Consider the following 19,431-nt stretch of genomic DNA (forward strand, 5'->3'; position numbering starts at 1 on the left):
CGGCCGCGCCGAATCGGGGCGTAATGACCGCACAGGCTGCCCAGCAGGAGGACCTCGCGACCGTCATCGGGCTGGAGGTCCACGTCCAGCTGGAGACGGACACGAAGATCTTCTGTGGCTGTTCGACCGACGCCGCCGACGCCGAGCCGAACACGCGCACCTGTCCCGTCTGCCTCGGCCTCCCCGGCGCCTTGCCCGTGATCAACGAGGCGGCCGTCGAGGGAGCCGTGAAGGTTGGGAAGGCGATCGACGCCGACATCCCCGAGGAGACGGCGTTCCACCGGAAGAACTACTACTATCCCGACCTGCCGAAGAACTTCCAGATCACGCAGTACGACGCGCCGCTGTGTCGGGACGGTGAACTGGAGTTCAGCGTGGGCGGCGAGCGCCGCACCGTCGGCATCCGCCGCGCGCACCTGGAGGAGGACCCCGGGAGCCTCCAGCACAAGGGCGGGAGCATCGACACCGCCGACTACACCCTCGTCAACTACAACCGCGCGGGGACGCCGCTGATGGAGATCGTCACCCGCCCCGACTTCCGGGGCTCCGAGGAGGTTCGATCCTTCCTCGCCAAACTGGAGGAGGTGCTCGAGTACCTCGGCGTCTTCGACAGCACGCGCGACGGGAGCCTCCGCGTCGACGCCAACCTGAGCATCGTCCCCGGCGACGCGGTCGGCGAGGACGGCGAGATCGGCGAGGAGGCCCTGGAGGCCGCCAACCGCACCGAAGTGAAGAACATCACCAGCCACAAGGGCGCGGAGAAGGCGCTGGCCTACGAGGAGACCCGCCAGAAAAACGCCATCCAGCGCGGCCGCGAGGTCGAGCAGGAGACGCGCCACTGGGACGAGTCCCGGGGCATCACCGTCTCGATGCGCTCGAAGGAGGAGGAGAAGGACTACCGCTACTTCCGCGAGGCCGACCTGCCGCCGCTGCGTGTCTCGGACTGGAAGGAGCGCATCGACATCCCCGAACTCCCCGACGCCCGCCGCGAGCGCTTCCGCGAGGAGTACGACCTGAGCGGGGAGGCGGCTTCGAAGCTCACCTCCACGAAGGCGGTCGCCGACTTCTACGAGGACCTGGCGAGCGAGTTCGACCCGGACCTCGCCGCGACGTGGGTCGCCGACAACCTGCTCGGCGAACTCAACTACCGCGACATGGAGATCGCGTCGATCGAGGGCCGGCTCGACGAGGTCCGCCGCCTCGTCGAACTCGTCGCCGAGGACGAGATCACCGCCAAGAACGCTCGCGAAACGGTGCTGCGCCGGATGCTCGACGACGGCGACGACCCGGACGCGGTCGTCGAGGACGAGGGCCTCGGCAAGACCGGCGAGGACGAGGTGCAGCAGGCGGTCGAGGCGGCGATCGACGAGAACCCCGACGCGGTCGAGGATTACTACGACGGCGAGGGCGGCGCGCTGAACTTCCTCGTCGGCCAGGTCATGCAGGAGACCGGTGGCAGCGCCGACCCCGGCACGGTCAACGAACTCCTGCGCGCCGAACTCGACGACGCGTAGCCGCCAGACGTTTCTGTCGATATCTTTTTGTTTTAGAAGGTATAGTTATGCCGCAGTGTCATCTACTCTCTCTATCTTCGATCGATCGCGTCCGACTGGCGTGCTGTACGCGGGGCGACACGCCGACCTGGTCGCGGCGGCAGTGGACCTGTTCGAGGAGGGAACCGCGACGTTGACGACCGCGGCGTCGGCGGACGAGGCCCTGCAACGAGTCGACGGGTCCGTGGACTGCCTCGTCGTCGACGCGGCCGGCCCCCAGGGCGACGGGACGGACCTGCTCGCCGCCGCGCGGGAGGAGCGGCCGTCGCTCGCGGGGGTCGTGCTCGTCGAGGGCGACGAGCCAGTTCCGTCCCTCGACGACGGGACGACCAGCGGCGGCCCAACCGACTACGTCCGTGTGGACGAGGGCGCCGCGACGCTCGCACGCCGTATCCAGCACGTCGTCGCCGCCCACCGGGAGCGCGCCGGTACCCACGAGGAACTGCTGTTGGAGATGATCGTCCGGCGGGCCAACGACGCCATCCTCGTCGTCACGGCCGAGAACCGGATCTGCTACGCCAGCGGGGCCGTCGAGGACGTGTTCGGCCGCGACCCGGACGAGCTGGAGGGCGAACCGGTCACGACGATCATCCCGCCGGCGTACCGGCAGGCGCACCTCGACGGGTTCCGGCGGTACGTCGACGACAATCCGCCGGGGAACGAGTGGCAGGACATGGCGTTCTCGGCGCTCCACGCCGACGGCCACGAGGTGCCGATCTCGCTGTCGGTGCACGAGGAGGTGTACGAGGGAGAGCGGCTGTTCGTCGCGATCGTCCGCGACGTCACCGAGCGCGAGCGGCGAGAGCGGGAACTGGAGCGCCAGCGCGACGAACTCGTCGCCCTGAACCGCATCACTCAGGTCATCCGCGACGTGGCGCAGGGGCTGGTCGAGGCGTCCTCGCGCGCGGAGATCGAGGAGACCGTCTGCGAGCGCCTGACCGGCGACGGCCCGTACGCGTTCGCCTGGATCGGGCAGGAGAACCTCGCCGACGACACGATCGAACCCCGGTCGCGCGCCGGCGCCGGCGACGGCTACCTCGCCGACATCTCCAAGACGAACAACGGGAGCATCTGCGGCGAGGGGCCGGCCGGGACCGTGCTCGACACCGGCACCGTGTCCGTCGTGCGGGACATGGCCACCGACGAAGGGTTCGAGCGGTGGCGCGACCCCGCGCTGGAGCGGGGGTTCCGGTCGGGCGCGGCCGTGCCCCTGCTGTACGATAAGACGATCTACGGCGTTCTGTCGGTCTACTCGACCGAGCCGAACGGGTTCGACGAGCGCGACCGCGACGTCCTCGCGGAGCTCGGCCGGACGATCGGCCACGCCATCGCCGCCGTCGAGCGCAAGCAGGCGCTGGTCACCGACGAGCGGATCGAACTCGAGTTCGGGCTCGTCGACGACGGCTACTTCCCCACCGCCGTGTCGGCGGAGACGGGCGCGACGCTCCGGCTCGAAGGCGTCACGCTCGCGGCCGACGACACCCCGCTCGCGTACGTCGCCGTCGAGGGCGTCGAGGCCGAGACGATCCGCGAGGCGGCCGCCGACGCGGCGACGGCCGAGGACGTGACCCTCGTCGACGACGGGGACGACGAGCTGCTGTTCGAGTTCTCGACGACGACCGAAACCGTGACCGCGACGCTCGCGGAGTACGGCGCGACGATCACGTCGATGGTCGTCGAGGACGGCGAGGCCCGTATCCTCGCGGACGTCTCCGCGGGCGCGGACGTCCGGGCCGTCGTCGACGCGTTGGAAGCAGAGTTCCCAGGAATCGACCTCGTGGCCCAGCGAACCCGACACCGCGAAATCGAGACCGATGGGCAGTACCGCGAACACCTGCTGGACCGGCTCACCGACCGCCAGCGCACCGCGCTGAAGACGGCGTACCGGTCGGGGTACTTCGAGTGGCCGCGGGACCGCACCGCCGAGGAGGTCGCCGAGTCGCTGGGGATCGCGTCGCCGACCTTCCACAACCACCTGAGGATCGCTCAGGACAAGCTGCTGCGCTTCCTGTTCGAGGACGAGGAGGAGTGAGCGGACGAGGCGCGCGACCGCCCGCGTTGCGGCGGTGACCGAGCGCCGGTCGACCGTCCCGACGCGGGGTCGTCCGTGCGTCCGAACGCCCGCGTACACGCCCGCACACCCGCGCTGTCGGGCGGTTTCGCCCCGAAAGGTTTAGGCCCACCCTCGGCCTACCGATCCCCAATGAGTCGAGGACGGAGGGAGACCCGGTGGAACTGATCATCACCGAGAAGGACAACGCCGCGCGACGGATCGCGGACATCCTCTCCGGCGGGACCGCCGACGCCGAGCGGCGCAACGGCGTCAACGTGTACAAGTGGGGCGGCAAGCGCTGCGTGGGCCTCTCGGGCCACGTCGTCGGCGTCGACTTCCCCGACGAGTACAGCGACTGGCGCGACGTCGAGCCGGTCGAGCTGATAGATGCCAGCATCGAGAAGAAGCCGACCCAGGAGAACATCGTCAGCGCGCTCCGCCTGCTCGCCCGGAAGGCCGACGCCGCGACGATCGCCACCGACTACGACCGCGAGGGCGAGCTCATCGGGAAAGAGGCCTACGAGCTCGTCCGCGACGTGAACGAGGACGCCCCGATCCAGCGGGTGCGGTTCTCGTCGATCACCGAAAACGAGGTCCGGGAGGCGTTCGACAACCCCGAGGACCTCGACTTCGACCTCGCGGCGGCCGGCGAGGCCCGCCAGATCATCGACCTCGTCTGGGGCGCGGCGCTCACCCGCTTCCTCTCGCTGTCGGCCGGGCAGCTCGGCGACGACTTCATCAGCGTCGGCCGGGTGCAGAGCCCGACTCTGAAGCTCATTGTCGACCGCGAGCGCGAGATCGAGGCGTTCGACCCCGAGGACTACTGGGAGCTGTTCGCCGACCTCGCGAAGAACGGCGACGAGTTCGAGGCGCAGTACTTCTACCGCGACGAGGACGGCAACGAGGCAGAGCGCGTCTGGGACGAGACCGCCGCCGACGAGGCCCACGAGACGCTCGCCGACGCGGCCGCGGTCACGGTCGACCGCGTCAACCGCCGGACGCGCACGGACGCGCCGCCGGCCCCGTTCAACACCACGCAGTTCATCCGCGCCGCCGGCAGCCTCGGCTACTCCGCCCAGCGCGCGATGAGCATCGCGGAGGACCTCTACACCGCCGGCTACGTCACCTACCCCCGGACCGACAACACGGTCTACCCCGACGACCTGGAGCCGGAGGACCTGCTCGACGAGTTCGTCGGCCACCGCGAGTTCGGCGACGACGCCGAGTCGCTGCTGGAGCGCGACGAGATCTCGCCCACCCGCGGCGACGAGGAGACGACCGACCACCCGCCGATCCACCCGACCGGCGAGTTCCCCGGCGCGGGCGAGCTCTCCGACGACGAGTGGGAGGTGTACGAGCTCGTCGTCCGGCGCTTCTTCGCGACCGTGGCCGACGACGCCACCTGGGAGCACCTCAAGGTCGTCGCGAGCACGGACGGTCTGTCGCTGAAGGCCAACGGCAAGCGCCTCGTCGAGACCGGCTACCACGACGTGTACCCCTACTTCTCCACCAGCGAGAACTACGTGCCCGACGTGAGCGAGGGCGAGGAGCTCGCCGTCGGCGACGTTCGGCTGGAGGAGAAACAGACCCAGCCGCCGCGGCGCTACGGGCAGTCGCGGCTCATCGAGACGATGGAGGACATGGGGATCGGGACGAAGTCGACGCGCCACAACACCATCGAGAAGCTCTACGACCGCGGCTACGTCGAGGGCGACCCGCCCCGCCCCACGCAGCTCGCGATGGCCGTCGTCGAGGCGGCCGAGGAGTTCGCGGACCGGGTCACGAGCGAGGAGATGACGAGCCAGCTTGAGCGGGACATGACCGCGATCGCCGAGGGCGAGGCGACGCTCGACGACGTCACGGACGAGTCCCGCGAGATGCTGGAGACGGTGTTCGACTCGCTGACCGACTCCCGCGAGGAGATAGGCGACCACCTCCGGAAGTCGCTGAAGGCCGACAAGCGCCTCGGCCCCTGCCCCGAGTGCGGCGACGACCTGCTCGTCCGCCGGAGCAACCGCGGGTCCGCGTTCGTCGGCTGCGACGGCTACCCCGACTGCGAGTACACCCTCCCGCTCCCGAACACGGGCAAGCCGCTCATCCTCGACGAGACCTGCGACGAGCACGACCTCCACGAGGTGAAGATGCTCGCCGGGCGCCAGACGTTCGTCCACGGCTGCCCGCAGTGCAAGGCCGACGAGGCCGGCGAGGGGCCGGTCATCGGCGACTGTCCGAACTGCGGCGACGACCACGACGGCGAACTCGTCATCAAGCAGCTCCGCAACGGCTCGCGGCTGGTCGGCTGCGACCGCTACCCCGACTGCGACTACTCGCTGCCGCTCCCCCGCCGCGGCGAGATAGAGGTCACCGACGGCCGCTGCGAGGAGCACGACCTGCCCGAACTCGTCGTCCACAACGGCGACGACCCGTGGGAACTGGGCTGTCCCATCTGCAACTACCAGGAGTACCAGGCCCGCGAGAGCGACTCCGGGACCGACCTCGAAGCGCTCGACGGCCTCGGCGCGAAGACCGCCGAGAAGCTCGTCGAGGCGGGCATCGAGAGCCTCGACGACCTGACCGACGCCGACCCAGAAGCGGTGGCCGAGGACGTCGACGGCGTGAGCGCCGACCGGATCGAGGACTGGCAGGCCGAGGCGTAGCGTCCGGTGACGGGCGACCTGCAACTTCCGGTGAAATTCAATTAGTTTTATGAATGAAGGCGGCGAAGTTTTCGAGGAATGGTCCCCATCAGCAGGCGCCGGCTCCTCGTAGCCGGCGGTATCACGGCCGCAGCCGGGTGTCTGTCGACCGCTCCCGACGAGCGATCCAACGGCACCGACGATCCGACGACCGATAACGAGACGACCACCGACGAGGACTCCGGACTTCCCGACGCGCTCGTCGAGGCCCTCGGGGTGCTTCCCGCGGAGGTAGACGGCGAGCGCCCCTCTCGCGTCGTCGTCATCTCCCCCGATCCCGACGAGCAGTACGGCGAGAGCGTCGCCGACCAGTTCGGGCTCGACCCGTCGTCCGTGGACTACGGCGTCTCGGCGACGTACGACGAACAGTCCGCGTCGATCGTCGCGTTCTCCGGGTCCTACGACCCCGCCGACGCGTCCGTCGAGGACGACCTGGCGACGGGGACGGTCGACGGGCAGTTGGTGGCCGCGATGGGGTACGACGACGGTGAACAGTGGACCGGTGGCATCGACGCCGCCCGGAGCGCGGCCGAGGGCTCGACCGCGTCGCTCGCGGACAGCGACCGGATCGCGACGGTGGTCGAACCCGTCGTCGACGAGCAGCTCGTCAGGGTGATCACCCGGTTCGACGGGGAGCGGAGCTACCGCCGCTGGGAGTCGCTCGACGCCGACGCGGTCGACGCGGTCGCCGTCGCGTCGACGGAACTCGGCGAGCGGACCAGTCGACAGACGTTCGTCGCGCTGTTCTCGGACGAGTCGTCGGTCGACGCCGAGACGCTCCGCACGGCGGTCGAGAACAACTGGGGCGAGGGTATCCAGGAGCGGTCCGTGGAGACGGACGGCCGCCGCGGCGTCGTGACGATCACCTACGAGCAGCCGCCCCAGCCCGACCGCGATGCGTCGCCGGACGCCCACTTCGACATTGAGTACGATGACGGGGCCGCCGAGGCGACGGTCACGCACCGGAGCGGCGAGTCGGTCGGCGCCGAGGAGCTGACGGTGAAGGTCGACGGCGAGCCGACGGACGCCCAGTTCGCGGACGAGTACGACACGGTCGAAGCGGGCGACGCGATCACCGTCGCCGCGGACCCGTTCTCGCACGTCCGGGTGCGCTGGGAGGACCCGGAGGACGAGGAGACGTTCGACCACCTCGCCGACCGCATCGCGTACGACCGCTCGTCCTTCGAGACGGCCTACGCCGTCGACGCCGAGCGGGTGACGATCACCTACACCGGTGACCAGCCGGCCGATACGGACCGGCTCGAAGTCGACCACCGGCGGGACGTCCGAGACGACGACGCGTACGAGCGGCCGGAGGAGACGCCCGTCTCCGAGTACCATGAGACCCTGACGGCCGGGGACGAGATCGTCGTCGAGGGCGTGACCCCCGGCGACCGAGTGAGCATCTCCTGTACCGTCGAGGTGGGCAACGGCGCGTACGGGACGAGCGTCGTGTCGGTCGCCGCCCGGCCGTCCGGCTACTTCGCCGTGGAGCGCGAGAACGGCGAGACGAGCCTCGTGTACGCCGGAGACGCCGGCCACGCCGCTATCGACGCCTCGGTCGACGAGTACAGGGTGCTGGTCGACGGCGAACCGGCGGCGACCCAGTTCGCGGACCGGTACGACGAGCTCTCCGAGGGCGACGCGATCGACCTCGACGCCGACCTCGGCGCCGAGGTGACGGTCGAGTGGGTCGGCGCCGACGAGCGGATGGAGGTGACGTCGCAGGTCGTCACCCCCGACGTCTCGTTTGCGTTCGATACGCTCGACGACGGGCGGGTCGAGATCACCCACGACGGCGGCGAACCCGTCGACGCCGGGGATCTGACGGTCACGTTCCACGGCGACGGGCCCAGCGAGGACACGGTCGCCTGGGGCGAGTCCGGTGAAACGGTCGAGGAGGGCGACTCGATCACCGTCGAGGTTCCCGACGACGCCCGGTACGTCATCGTCCAGCACGGCGACCGAGGGCTCGACGGCGAGCGCCTCGAAGACTGAGGCGGCGACGGCCGCGCGCGGACTCGGTGCGCGATTCGGCCGGGTCCCCGTCGGTCGCGGTCACGCTGCTTTCGCCACGGCTTCGATCTCGACGAGCATCTCGGGGTCGATCAGCCGCTCGACCTGCACCATGCTCGTCGCGGGCCGGACGTCGCCGAACGTCTCGCGGTGGGCGCGGCCGATCGCCTCCCACTGCTCGATGTCCGTGACGTACACGCGCGTTCGGACCACGTCGTCGGCGCTCGCGCCGGCGGCCTCAAGCGCGTCCTCGACGTTCGCGAGCGCCTGCTTCGCCTGCGCGTACGGGTCGCCTTCGCCGACTAGCTCCCCGTTCTCGTCGGTCGCGGTGGTCCCCGAGACGTGTATCTCGTCCCCGGCGCGCACGGCCCTGGCGTAGCCGACCGCGGTCTCCCACGCGGTGTCGCTCTCCACCGTCTTCCGGTCCATGCGGCGCGTCTCGACGGGTCGCGTGAAAACGGTTCCGGCGACGGACGCGGCGGGCGGGACCGACGGACGCGTCCGCGTCCGACGCCGACCGGCGGTTTCGAAGGGGTTTTGACGGACTATTTTAAATGCGCTCGTATGACTGAAGCGTGGGCCGATTGGGACCACATCGTGAAGATCGACCCCGACAAGACGCTGGTCGAGGGCGAGACGTTCGAGGACGTCTGCGAGACGGGCACGGACGCGCTCGAGATCGGCGGCACGCTGGACGTGACCAGCGAGAAGATGGAGCGCGTCATCGACGCCTGCGCGAAGTACGACGTGCCGCTCTATCAGGAGCCGAGCAACCCGGCGGTCGTCGTCCACGACGACGCGGTCGACGGTTTCCTCGTCCCCGTCGTGTTGAACGCGGGCGACGTGGCGTGGATCACCGGCGCGCACAAGGAGTGGGTGAAGGCGGACGACGTGGACTGGGGGCGCACGACCACGGAGGCGTACATCATCCTCAACTCAGAGGCGAGCGCGGCCCAGCTCACGCAGGCCGACTGCGACCAGAGCGCGGAGGACGTCGCGGCCTACGCCGAGGTCGCCGAGCAGATGTTCGGTCAGGAGATCGTCTACGTCGAGTACTCCGGCACCCTCGGCGACCCCGAGAAGGTCCGCGCCGCGGCCGACGCGCTCGACGAGGCGACGCTCTTCTACGGCGGCGGCATCCACGACTACGACTCCGCGCACACGATGGGCGAGCACGCGGACGTGGTCGTCGTGGGCGATCTGGTCCACGACGAGGGCGTCGACGCGGTCCGCGAGACCGTCGAGGGCGCGAAGGACGCCTGAGCCGTCGGCGTCAGAACACGACGCGCTCGACGATGCGGCGGAGCGGCCCGGACCGCCCCTCCTTCGAGTCTATCTGGATCGCCGTGCAGTCGACGCTGTCGACGATCCTGTCCGCCGGCCGCCCGAACAGGTTCCCCCGGATCCGTCCACCGTCCGTGCCGATGACCAGCACGTCACTGGGGTCGGTGACGGAGACGAAATCCCGCTCGGGGTCGTCGGTCCGGACGATCGAGCGGTTCACCGGAACCGAACACAGCGACTCCAGTTCCGCGAGGTACTCGTCTATCGTCTCGCGGCGCGTCTCGGTGGCCGCGCCGTCGAGCGGGTAGAGCAGGTCGATCCGGGCGCCGGCCTCGCTCGCCAGCGCGTTCGCGACGGCGATCTTCCGCGGGTCGAACGGCCCGCGGTCGGTGACGACCGTGATGGAGTGGATCCGGTCCAGGTCGCGGTCCTCGATGAGCAACACGTCGCAGGGCGCGTTCCGGGTGATCCACTCGATGCTGGTGCCGAACACCGACGCGTACAGCGGGTCGTCCGCGCGCTCCAGCAGGAGGAAGTCCGCGTCCTCGTGCCCGGCGAAGTTGACGATAGCCCGCTTCGTGTCGTGGCTGACGATCTCGCCGTAGTGGACCGGCACGTCGAACTCGTCGGTGAGTTCGGCCGTCCACTCCTCGAACTCCACGTCGGCGGGTGACTGCGTCTCCGACACGTGTTCGAGCGGCGCCTGGTCGGGCACCTCGTCGAACTGGACGACGGTGACGCTCCCGTCGTTCTCCCGCGCGATGTCGGCGGCGATCCGCAACAGCGTCCGCTCGCGCCGCTCGCTCGTGTCCTCGGTGATCGCGACCAGCACCTCGTAGCCGTCGACTTCCTCGAAGGTGGACTTCGTCCGCTCGACGGCCTTGCGGCCGACCGTCCGGCGCATGACGTCCGTCGCCGCTCCCTCGCGGTCGACCTGACCCCGGGCGTAGTAGAAGTACCACAGCCCGGACCCGACGGTGATGACGACCGCACCGACGAGCGGGATCGTCCCCATGTAGCCGATGAGGAGGAAGCCGCCGGCGATCCCCGCGATCTGGGTCCAGGGGTACAGCGGCGACTCGAAGCTCGGGTCGTAGTCGCCGACGTTCCCCTCGCGGAAGGCGATGACGGCGCCGTTGACCAGCGCGAACACGATGATCTGGAAGGCGCTGGCGAGCTTCGCGATCTGGAGGATCGGGACGAACGCGATGAGCAGGAGCATCACGGCGCCGGTGAGCGTGATCGCCCGGGCCGGCGTGCCCCACTCCTCGTGGATCTCGGTCAGGGACTCGGGCGCGAGCTGGTCACGGGCCATCGCGAACGGGTAGCGAGACGAGGAGAGGATGCCGGCGTTCGCCGTGCTGACGAGGGCGAGAACGGCCGCGACGATGATGGCGATGACGCCCGGCATCGCGAGCGTCGCCTCGGCGGCGTGGATCATCGGCACGCCCGAGTCGCTGAGCAGGTCGGGCGGCGTCACGCCCACCATCACGACGACGATGAGGACGTACAGCAGGGTCGTGAACGCGAGCGAGCCGAGGATCCCGAGCGGGATGTTCCGGTCGGGGTTCTCGACCTCCTCGGCGACGCTCGCGATCTTCGTCACCCCCGCGTAGGAGACGAACACGAGGCCGGTCGCCGCGAGCAACCCGCCGGATCCCTTGTCGAAGAAGCCGCCGTAGTAGGCGTTCGACGTCGACGGCAGCCCGCCGACGACGAACCAGACCATGGCCGCGAGCATGACGGCGACGATGGCGATCTGGAGGCGCCCGGTCTGTTTCGCGCCGAAGAGGTTGACGAGGACGAGGACGGCCGCCAGCGCGAGCGCGACCGGTTTCACCGGCAGGTCGAACAGGTACAGCAGGTAGGGGACGCCGCCGACCAGCGCCAGCGCGCCCTTAAACGAGAGGGAGAACCAGGTGCCGACGCCCGCGATGGTGCCGAGCAGCGGGCCCATGCCGCGCTCGATGTAGATGTAGGTGCCGCCGGCCTCCGGCATTGCGGTCGCCATCTCCGCCTTGCTCAGGGCGGCCGGCAGGACGAGTACCCCCGCGAGCAGGTACGCGAGGATGACGGCCGGGCCCGCCGTCTTCAGTGCCAGGCCGGGGAGGATGAAGATCCCGCTCCCGACCATCGCGCCGATGCTTATCGCTATCACCGCGAACAGTCCGAGGTCTCGTTCTAGTTCCTTCGGCATGAGTCAGGTCGTCAGTCGGTCGGCTATCTCTTCGGCGAACATCGAGGAGACGCAGACTGTGTCCACGTCGACGCCGTCGAACGCGTCCGCGTTCCGCGGGTCGGCGAGGCGGACGACGACGTCGTCGACGTCCAGTTCCGTCCGGAGGAGCTGCGCGACGAGGACGTTTCGCCCGTCGCGCCCGCTGGCGACGACGGCCAGATCCGCGTCGCCGACGCCGGCGCGCCGGAGCGACAGGGGGTCCGTCAGGTCCGCGGGGCGGGCGTCGAGACCGGCGCTCTCCGCGGCGGCGACGGTCTCGTCGTCCCCGGCGACGAACGTCGACTCGACGGCGTCCGCCAGGTTCTGCGCGATGCCGATCCCGACGCCGTCGTCGCCGATCACGTAGGCACGGAACGCCCCGTTTCCGGACCGGTCGTCGGAGGCCCCGCGAGGCTGAGTCCTAGCCATGGGCCCTGCCGACGACGCGGTTCGGTGCGAGGCGCGGGGCCCGTGCGGTACTGACCGGGACGAGGCGGATAATGGAGGTCGATCTGTGGCTCATGGTTGGCTCCGTAGGAGTGAATGATTGCTGCATCCGCATAAACTCGCTGGTGTGATTCGTGAATCCCGATTATATTCTCTATATATTCCTGAACCGTCCTAGACGATCGATCGGGGCAGTTCGGGAACGGGGCGGATCCGTCGGCGCACCCGTCTCTGAGGACGGGGGTGGGGGAGAAGAGGTGAGGTGTCGCTACACCTCGACGTCGAACCCGTGGAAGGCGTGTTCGTACTCGTTGCGTATCAGGTCCTCGTCGACGACCTCGAGGCCGAGTTCGTCGAGGTCCTGCCCGATCCTGCTGAGGTCGTCGCTGTCCGCCCCGACGGCCTCGACGTGGACGTTCTCGGTGCCGGTCATGACCTCGCGGACGGCGACGACCCCCGGCACTTCCAGCGCCTCGCGGGCGAGGGACTCCCGCTGGGGGATCGGCGCGGTGCAGACGATGAGCGTCCGGAGCTGGTAGCCCGCCTCCTCGTAGTTGACCTCGGGTCGGTACCCGGTGACGATGCCCGCTTTCTCCAGGTTTCGGATACGGTTGCGCACCGTGCTCGCGGAGACGCCCGCGCGGTCGGCTATCTCGCTCGCCGAGGTCTTGCGCGCGTCCTGCTGGAGGCTGTGTACGATCCGCCTGTCGAGGTCGTCGAGCGGCTCCTCGCTCATACGCGGGAGTAATCGCCCCACGAAAAGTAACTTTTCCCGCGGGAGCGCCGCCCGTACTGTGCGACCGCGTCCCATCCCTGTGGCTCGAAAAGACGGTTTTTAAGACTCGGCCGCCTGAACGGGCGGGTATGGAGAACAGGACCTACACCGCGGACGCCGAACCGGGCGACACCGTCACCGTCGCCGGGTGGGCACACGAGATCCGCGACCTCGGCGGCATCGCCTTCCTCATCGTCCGCGACACGACCGGCAAGATCCAGGTCAAGTTCGAGAAAGACGAGATGGACGACGACCTCGTCGAGACGGGCGTCAACGTCAACCGCGAGAGCGTCGTCCGCGTCAGCGGCGACGTCGAGGAGGAGGAGCGCGCGCCGACCGGCGTCGAGGTCGTCCCCGACGAGGTCGAAGTGATCGCGGAAGCCGACCCCGAACTCCCGCTCGACCCGTCGGGCAAGGTCGACGCCGACCTCTCGACGCGGCTCGACAACCGCACCCTCGACCTCCGCATGGAGGAGTCGAAGGCCATCTTCGAGATCCGCGCGGAGGTGCTGCGCTCGGTCCGCGAGCAGTTCCGCGAACTCGGCGGTACCGAGATCAACACGCCGAAGATCGTCGCCACCGGCACGGAGGGCGGGACGGAGCTGTTCCCGATCACGTACTTCGGCCGCGAGGCGTTCATGAACCAGAGCCCCCAGCTGTTCAAGCAGCTGATGGTCGGCTCCGGTCTCGAACGCGTCTTCGAGATCGGCCCGATCTTCCGCGCCGAGGAGCACAACACGCCGCGGCACCTCAACGAGGCGACCTCCATCGACTTCGAGAGCGCCTTCTTCGACCACGAGGACGCGATGGACGCCTGCGAGGCGGTCGTGAAGGCCGCCTACGAGGGCGTCGCCGAGAACTGCCAGGAGCAACTCGAGACGCTCGGGTACGAGGACTTCGAAGCGCCGTCGGGCGAGTTCCCGCGGCTCACCTACGAGGAGGCCATCGAGCGCATCAACGCGACCGGCCAGCTCGACGAGCAGCTCGTCTGGGGCGACGACCTGCCGACCGAGGGCGAGCACGCGCTCGGCGAGGAGGTCGGCGAACACTACTTCATCACGGACTGGCCCAGCGAGATCAAGCCGTTCTACATCAAGGACCACGACGACGACGAGGAGCTGTCGACCGGCTTCGACCTGATGCACCCGACGATGGAGCTCGTCTCCGGCGGCCAGCGTGAGCACCGCCACGAGCGCCTCATCGAGGGCTTCGAGCAGCAGGGCCTCGACCCCGACGCCTTCGAGTATTACACCAAGATGTTCAAGTACGGCATGCCACCCCACGCCGGGTGGGGCCTCGGCGGTGAGCGCCTCGTCATGACGATGCTCGGCCTCGACAACATCCGGGAAGCCGTCCTCTTCCCGCGGGATCGCCAGCGTCTGAGCCCGTAAACGCCGGACGGACGGGAACGACCGTCCCCGTTCGCTCGGCCCGATCGACTTTTCCGCCGACTCACTCTCCGCCGCCGACCACGTGGCCGTACTTCAGCAGCGCGACGAAGATGGTCCCGCCGACGGCGTTGCCGACGCTCGCGGCGACGAGGAACTCGACGTAGTCGACGAGGGCGACCTCCGAGGAGGCGAGCAGGCCGGCGACGATCTCGACGTTCCCGGCGATGCAGTGGGGGAGATGAGCCAGCCCGATAGCCGTCGTCACCAGCCACACGAAAAACGCCCGGCTGATCGACTCCTGGGCGGCGCTGACGAGCCACGAGACGAGGCCCATCAGCCAGCCGGCGAGAACGCCGCCGGCGAGCAGTGTCACGACGTCCTGCGTCGTGTACGTCAGCGCGATCTCCTCGAACGCGTGGGGGTCGACGGTGCCGACCGACGGCATGATGGTGACCATCAGCACGGCGAACGCCGCGCCGCCGACCACGTTCGCCGAGTAGACGATGGCCCAGAGGCGACCCAGCTGGCCGACCGACGCCTGCCCGCCGAGCACCGGGAGCACCGCCAGCGTCGTGTGTTCGGTGAACAGCTCGGACCGGCCAAGGACGACGAGGATGAACCCGACGGCGTACATGTTGGCGACGAGTATCTCCGTCGTCGCGACGCTGAACGTGCCGCCGGCCAGCGTCACCATCACGGCCATCAGCAGCGGTCCGAAGCCGATGTCCAGCCCGGCCGACAGCGCGGAGAGGCCGAGCCCGAGCGCCCCGCGGTTCAGTTCCTCCAGTCCGGTCTCTATCTCCTGTTCGAGGATGTCTTCGTAAGGGGTCTGTTTTCCTGATAGGGCCATGTGTATCGCTGTCCCGTCGGTTGCTGATGACGCCGCCGCGAGCGGGTGGTGTCCGGCTACTCGACGGGCGATCGCTTTCGGGCTACCACGACGACGTGGAAAAAGACCGTTCGCGTCCGTCTGATACGTCGACTCCGGACCCTGACCGACCTTTCGTGCGGTCGTCGGCCTCGCGGTGGCCGTCTCCGTCGTCGTCCCGTGGATGACGGCGACGCCCGTGGTGGAGCCGCTGGACGAGCGCGCCGCGGACGAGATGGAAAACGGTTAACGACCGCGCTTCTCACGGGAGGGTAATGAGCGACGACGCCGCGAGCGCCTTCGTCCCGGGACACGTCACGGGGTTTTTCACCCCGCACGAGCACGAGGACCCGACGAAGGCGGGGTCGCAGGGCGCGGGGCTGACCCTCTCTGACGGCGTGACGGTCAGCGTCCGCCCGGCCGACCGGACAGAGGTGTACCTGGACGACACGAGCATCGAGATGGAGCCGGTCGAGCGGGTGCTCGACGCCCTCGAAGTGACCGCGCAGGTGACCGCCGAGTCCGAGGTGCCGATCGGCGCCGGCTTCGGCGTCTCCGGCGCGATGGCGCTGGGTACGGCGCTTGCGGCCAACCGGGCCTTCTCGCGCCAGCTCTCGGAGAACGAGCTCGTCACCATCGCCCACGGCGCGGAGGTCCAGTCGGGGACCGGTCTGGGCGACGTGGTCGCGCAGGCCCGCGGCGGCATCCCGATCCGCCTCGAACCCGGCGGGCCGCAGGACAACCTGCTCGACGGCATCCCGAGGCGCGCGCGTGTCGAGTACGTTACCTTCGGCGAGCTCCCGACGGAGGACGTCATCGGCGGGAACACCGGACCGCTCGAACAGGCCGGCGAAAAGGCGCTCTCGCGGGTGGTCCGCGAGCCGACGCTCGCCAGCTTCATCTACGCCTCCCGCCGGTTCGCGCGCGAGGCGGGCCTGCTCACGGAGCGCGTGCGCGACGCGATCCAGGACGTGAGCGACGCCGACGGCCAGGCGTCGATGGCGATGCTCGGCGAGACGGTGTTCGCGCTCGGCACCGGCCTCTCCGACGCCGGGTTCGATCCCGACGTCTGTCGGACCCACGCCGCCGGCGCGACGCTGCGCTGACCGGGCGGTCCGGGTACTGTCATCGATCTTACTTACGGAAACGTGTAATTTCAATTATCAAGGGGAATTATAACACCCGTATGAGTGTCATCGGTTGTGAGTTATCGTGGCACAGGCTGAAGTTCGTCCGGGACGACTGTTCCGGCTATACGAGCGGTACGTGGGGGAACCGGATTCGAAAAAGGACGTGTACGGCTACTGGCTGTTCATCGTCGGCTACCTGGTAAGCTTCGCAGGGATCGGACTGTTTCTGAGCGGGTTGCCGAACTCGGGGGTCGACGGGGTCAACGTGTTCTACTGGCGACTGTCGGTCACGCTGGCGGCGGTCGGGATGCCGCTGGCGATGCTCGGCATCGTCCTGTTGTTGCCGGTCCGCTGGCGCGGCGTCCAGGTGACGCTGGTCGGCGCGGCGGTGAGCGGGGCCGGGGTGCTCGGCTTCATCTACGCCTACCCGCAACACTGGCGGAGCGGAGCCAACTACACGAGCGAGATCGTGGCGGTCTACACGGTGGGGATCGCGGTCATGGCGGGCGTGGCCGTGCTGGTGCCGGTGGTCACCGGCAAGCAGGGCATGTTCGTCGAGGACGAACTGCTCAACCTGGCCGACCAGCCGCCCGTGCTGATCGGCGACGCGACCGCGGGGACGCTGTTCAGCGTCTTCCGCACGCCCGAGAAGGACTGGACGTGGCGCGCCATCCAGCAGGACGCCGTCGCCGACAGCACGCGCGCGGCCAGCAGTCGGACCGCCGCCCGCGAGTCCGTGGAGGAGGTCCGCGAACTCGTCGGCCGCGCCGGATTGCTTGAGATCACCACCGCCGCGTTCCGACTGTACGAGAACGACGACGAGTGGCGCTGGGTGCTGATGCAGGAGGACGGCGGCGTCGTCGCCGAGAGCGGGGCGACCTACGACGTCCGCGACGAGGTCGAGGGATCGGTGAGCTTCACCAAGGACCACGCGCCGTCCGCGCCGCTCATCGAGATCGACGGCGCGGCGGTCGACTACTACCGCGAGGGCGACGACTGGCACTGGCGGCTCCTCGACGAGGACCGCCGCGCGCTGGCGACGGACGTGGGCGCGCACGCCGACCGCGACGCCGCCGAGGCGTCGGTCGGCGAGATGCAGTCGCTGCTCCCCGATGCCCGCGTGCTGGCGCTTGAGGGCGTCGGCGCCGAGCTGTACGAGGACGGCGACGAGTGGCGCTGGCGGCTCATCGACGCCGACGACGAGTCGCTCGCGACCAGCGCGGCCGCGTTCGACGCCCGCCGCCTCGCAGAATCGTCCGTTGACAACCTGCTCGACGACGTCGCCGACGCGACCGTCGTCGAGCGCGGGAGCGCGGGCTACGAGGTGTACCCCGAGGGCAACGACTGGCACTGGCGGCTCCTCGACGACGGTGACGAGGTCGTCGCGCGGGACCACGAGCCCGCGGACACCGCGGACGAACCCCGCGACCGCGCCGAGACGATGGCGCGGACCGCGGACGCTGCGACGGTCGTCAGCGTCGAGGGGGCCGACTACGAGATCTACCCCGGCGAGGGCGGCTGGCACTGGCGGTTCGTCACGGAGGACCGCACCATCGTCGCCGACCGCGAGGGCGGCTACGAGTCGCCCGAGGAGGCCCGCGAGGTCATCGAGACGGTTCGGGAGCAGGCCTCCGAGGCCGACCTCATCGAGTTCGAGACCGCCGCGTTCCAGCAGTACCAGACCGACGACGACTCCTGGCGCTGGCGGCTCATCGACGAGGGCGGCGACGTGCTCGCCGACAGCGGGCAGGCGTACGACTCGAAGGCCGGCGCGGGCGAGGCGATGCAGACGCTGAAAGACACCGCGCCCGACGCGGAGATCCTGGAGATAGAGACCGCCGCGTTCGAGCTGATAAGCACCGACGGCGGCGAGTGGCGCTGGCGGCTCATCGACGAGGGCGGCTACCTCGTCGCCGAGGGAGCGACCGCGCACCCGAGCCGGCAGGCCGCCCGCGAGGCGATGGACCTCCTCGTCGACCTCTCGCCGGACGCGAACGTCCGGGAGATGGCCGACCCGGTCTTCCAGGTGTACGACGACGAGGGCGACTGGAACTGGCGGTTCGTCACGGTCGACAACGAGACGATCGCGGACGGGACCGCCCCCCAGAGCACGCGCGACGACGCGACGGACCACGTCGCGGACGTGCGGGCCGCGGCGGCCGGCGCGCCGGTCGACGTGGTCGAGTCCTACGGGATCGAACTGGCCGAGGACGGCGCGTGGTCGTGGCGGGTCTTCGACACGGCCCGCGACGAGGTGGCGACCGGCACCCGCGAGTACGAGCGCCGCGAGTCCGCCGCGTCCGACGTGGACCTGCTCCGGCGTCACGCCGACACCGCGCCGATCTTCGAGATCGAGACCGCGGCCGTCCGCCTCGTCCACGGCGACGAGGGGTACGGCTGGGTGCTCATCGACGACGAGCGCGAGACCTACGCCCGGAGCGGCCGCCGCTACGAGACCCGGGCCTCGGTCATGGACGCGATCGAGGACTTACGGGAGATCGCGCCCGACGCCGGCGCGGTCAACTTCGACGACGCCGGCTTCGAACTGTTCGACGACGGCGACGGCTGGCGCTGGCGGCTCCTCGACGAGGAGGAGCGCGCCGTCGCGACCGGCGCGACGCCGTACGACACGCGCGAGGCGGCCCGCGACCGCGTCGAGACGGTCCGCGACCTCGTCGCCGGCGCGAGCGTCCTGGAGATCGACGATCCGGCGTTCGAGCTCCACTACCAGGACGACGGCTGGATCTGGCGGCTCGTCGACTCCGACGGCGACTCGCTGGCCCAGAGCATCGAGGTGTACCCGACGCGCGGCGAGGCCCGCGAGGCCATGCAGACGCTGAAGGAGCAGGCCCCCGAGGGCCACGTCACCGTCGCGCAGTAACCCCGGCGATCGACCGCGGCATTTTTTGTAGCCCGTCGCACACTCTCGCCCGTGAGCGACAACGATCCCCAGCGCGCGAGCGACGAGAGCGTCGCGGGTCCCGCCGGCGACCGAGACGC

13 protein-coding genes are annotated in these 19,431 nt (G+C 69.5%); 8 read left to right on the top strand and 5 right to left on the bottom strand.

Annotated features, from left to right (window positions below):
• Positions 1-23 precede the first annotated feature (23 nt).
• The 4 genes from gatB to D8670_RS09025 all read left to right on the top strand — a co-directional run bounded on the left by gatB (position 24) and on the right by D8670_RS09025 (position 8,300).
• Positions 24-1,514: an Asp-tRNA(Asn)/Glu-tRNA(Gln) amidotransferase subunit GatB gene (gene gatB, locus D8670_RS09010; RefSeq protein ID WP_121817783.1), complete on the top strand. Its 1,491-nt coding sequence runs from the start codon at positions 24-26 to the stop codon at positions 1,512-1,514.
• Positions 1,515-1,569: 55 nt separating this feature from the next.
• Positions 1,570-3,585 (top strand): bacterio-opsin activator domain-containing protein, encoded by a 2,016-nt coding sequence (locus D8670_RS09015; protein WP_162994246.1) that lies wholly within the window; start codon positions 1,570-1,572, stop codon positions 3,583-3,585.
• A gap of 197 nt (positions 3,586-3,782) precedes the next feature.
• Complete coding sequence (locus tag D8670_RS09020; protein WP_121817785.1) at positions 3,783-6,263, top strand: DNA topoisomerase I; 2,481 nt, start codon at positions 3,783-3,785, stop codon at positions 6,261-6,263.
• A gap of 78 nt (positions 6,264-6,341) precedes the next feature.
• The gene (locus D8670_RS09025; RefSeq protein WP_121817786.1) at positions 6,342-8,300 is read left to right on the top strand and encodes a type IV pilin N-terminal domain-containing protein; all 1,959 of its coding nucleotides are present in this window, start codon (positions 6,342-6,344) and stop codon (positions 8,298-8,300) included.
• A 60-nt stretch (positions 8,301-8,360) separates the two neighbouring features.
• Here D8670_RS09025 and D8670_RS09030 read toward each other — a convergent pair whose 3' ends face one another.
• Positions 8,361-8,747 carry a RidA family protein gene (locus D8670_RS09030; RefSeq protein WP_121817787.1) on the bottom strand — a complete coding sequence of 129 codons (387 nt, stop codon included), beginning with the start codon at positions 8,745-8,747 and terminating at the stop codon, positions 8,361-8,363.
• Between the two features lie 135 nt (positions 8,748-8,882).
• On the opposite strand from D8670_RS09030, the gene D8670_RS09035 reads away from it, so the two are divergent.
• Complete coding sequence (locus tag D8670_RS09035; RefSeq protein ID WP_121817788.1) at positions 8,883-9,581, top strand: phosphoglycerol geranylgeranyltransferase; 699 nt, start codon at positions 8,883-8,885, stop codon at positions 9,579-9,581.
• 10 nt (positions 9,582-9,591) lie between these two features.
• Here D8670_RS09035 and D8670_RS09040 read toward each other — a convergent pair whose 3' ends face one another.
• The 3 genes from D8670_RS09040 to D8670_RS09050 all read right to left on the bottom strand — a co-directional run bounded on the left by D8670_RS09040 (position 9,592) and on the right by D8670_RS09050 (position 13,003).
• Positions 9,592-11,799 carry an amino acid permease gene (locus D8670_RS09040; protein ID WP_121817789.1) on the bottom strand — a complete coding sequence of 736 codons (2,208 nt, stop codon included), beginning with the start codon at positions 11,797-11,799 and terminating at the stop codon, positions 9,592-9,594.
• A gap of 3 nt (positions 11,800-11,802) precedes the next feature.
• Positions 11,803-12,249, bottom strand: coding sequence for an NAD-binding protein (locus tag D8670_RS09045; RefSeq protein WP_121817790.1), 447 nt, complete (start codon positions 12,247-12,249; stop codon positions 11,803-11,805).
• A 286-nt stretch (positions 12,250-12,535) separates the two neighbouring features.
• The gene (locus D8670_RS09050; RefSeq protein ID WP_121817791.1) at positions 12,536-13,003 is read right to left on the bottom strand and encodes an Lrp/AsnC family transcriptional regulator; all 468 of its coding nucleotides are present in this window, start codon (positions 13,001-13,003) and stop codon (positions 12,536-12,538) included.
• A gap of 128 nt (positions 13,004-13,131) precedes the next feature.
• Here D8670_RS09050 and aspS point away from each other — a divergent pair, with 128 nt between their 5' ends.
• A complete protein-coding gene (gene aspS / locus D8670_RS09055; RefSeq protein ID WP_121817792.1) occupies positions 13,132-14,433 on the top strand; it encodes an aspartate--tRNA(Asn) ligase in 1,302 nt (433 codons plus the stop codon).
• A gap of 61 nt (positions 14,434-14,494) precedes the next feature.
• On the opposite strand, the gene D8670_RS09060 is transcribed toward aspS, so the two are convergent.
• A complete protein-coding gene (locus D8670_RS09060) occupies positions 14,495-15,283 on the bottom strand; it encodes a formate/nitrite transporter family protein (protein WP_121817793.1) in 789 nt (262 codons plus the stop codon).
• 293 nt (positions 15,284-15,576) lie between these two features.
• On the opposite strand from D8670_RS09060, the gene D8670_RS09065 reads away from it, so the two are divergent.
• Both D8670_RS09065 and D8670_RS09070 read left to right on the top strand, forming a co-directional pair.
• On the top strand, positions 15,577-16,407 hold the full coding sequence (locus D8670_RS09065) for a pantoate kinase (RefSeq protein WP_121817794.1): 831 nt from the start codon (positions 15,577-15,579) through the stop codon (positions 16,405-16,407).
• Between the two features lie 106 nt (positions 16,408-16,513).
• Positions 16,514-19,312: a DUF1508 domain-containing protein gene (locus D8670_RS09070; RefSeq protein ID WP_449272250.1), complete on the top strand. Its 2,799-nt coding sequence runs from the start codon at positions 16,514-16,516 to the stop codon at positions 19,310-19,312.
• Positions 19,313-19,431 lie beyond the last annotated feature (119 nt).

The sequence above is a fragment of the Halostella limicola genome (assembly GCF_003675875.1).
GTDB classification, from domain to species: domain Archaea; phylum Halobacteriota; class Halobacteria; order Halobacteriales; family Natronoarchaeaceae; genus Halostella; species Halostella limicola.

Coding starts and splice junctions, on each gene's coding strand:
- D8670_RS09030 (WP_121817787.1), bottom strand. CDS start 8,747: ATGGACCGGAAGACGGTGGAGAGCGACACCGCGTGGGAGACCGCGGTC.
- D8670_RS09065 (WP_121817794.1), top strand. CDS start 15,577: ATGAGCGACGACGCCGCGAGCGCCTTCGTCCCGGGACACGTCACGGGG.
- gatB (WP_121817783.1), top strand. CDS start 24: ATGACCGCACAGGCTGCCCAGCAGGAGGACCTCGCGACCGTCATCGGG.
- D8670_RS09050 (WP_121817791.1), bottom strand. CDS start 13,003: ATGAGCGAGGAGCCGCTCGACGACCTCGACAGGCGGATCGTACACAGC.
- D8670_RS09060 (WP_121817793.1), bottom strand. CDS start 15,283: ATGGCCCTATCAGGAAAACAGACCCCTTACGAAGACATCCTCGAACAG.
- D8670_RS09045 (WP_121817790.1), bottom strand. CDS start 12,249: ATGGCTAGGACTCAGCCTCGCGGGGCCTCCGACGACCGGTCCGGAAAC.
- D8670_RS09035 (WP_121817788.1), top strand. CDS start 8,883: ATGACTGAAGCGTGGGCCGATTGGGACCACATCGTGAAGATCGACCCC.
- D8670_RS09040 (WP_121817789.1), bottom strand. CDS start 11,799: ATGCCGAAGGAACTAGAACGAGACCTCGGACTGTTCGCGGTGATAGCG.
- D8670_RS09025 (WP_121817786.1), top strand. CDS start 6,342: ATGGTCCCCATCAGCAGGCGCCGGCTCCTCGTAGCCGGCGGTATCACG.
- aspS (WP_121817792.1), top strand. CDS start 13,132: ATGGAGAACAGGACCTACACCGCGGACGCCGAACCGGGCGACACCGTC.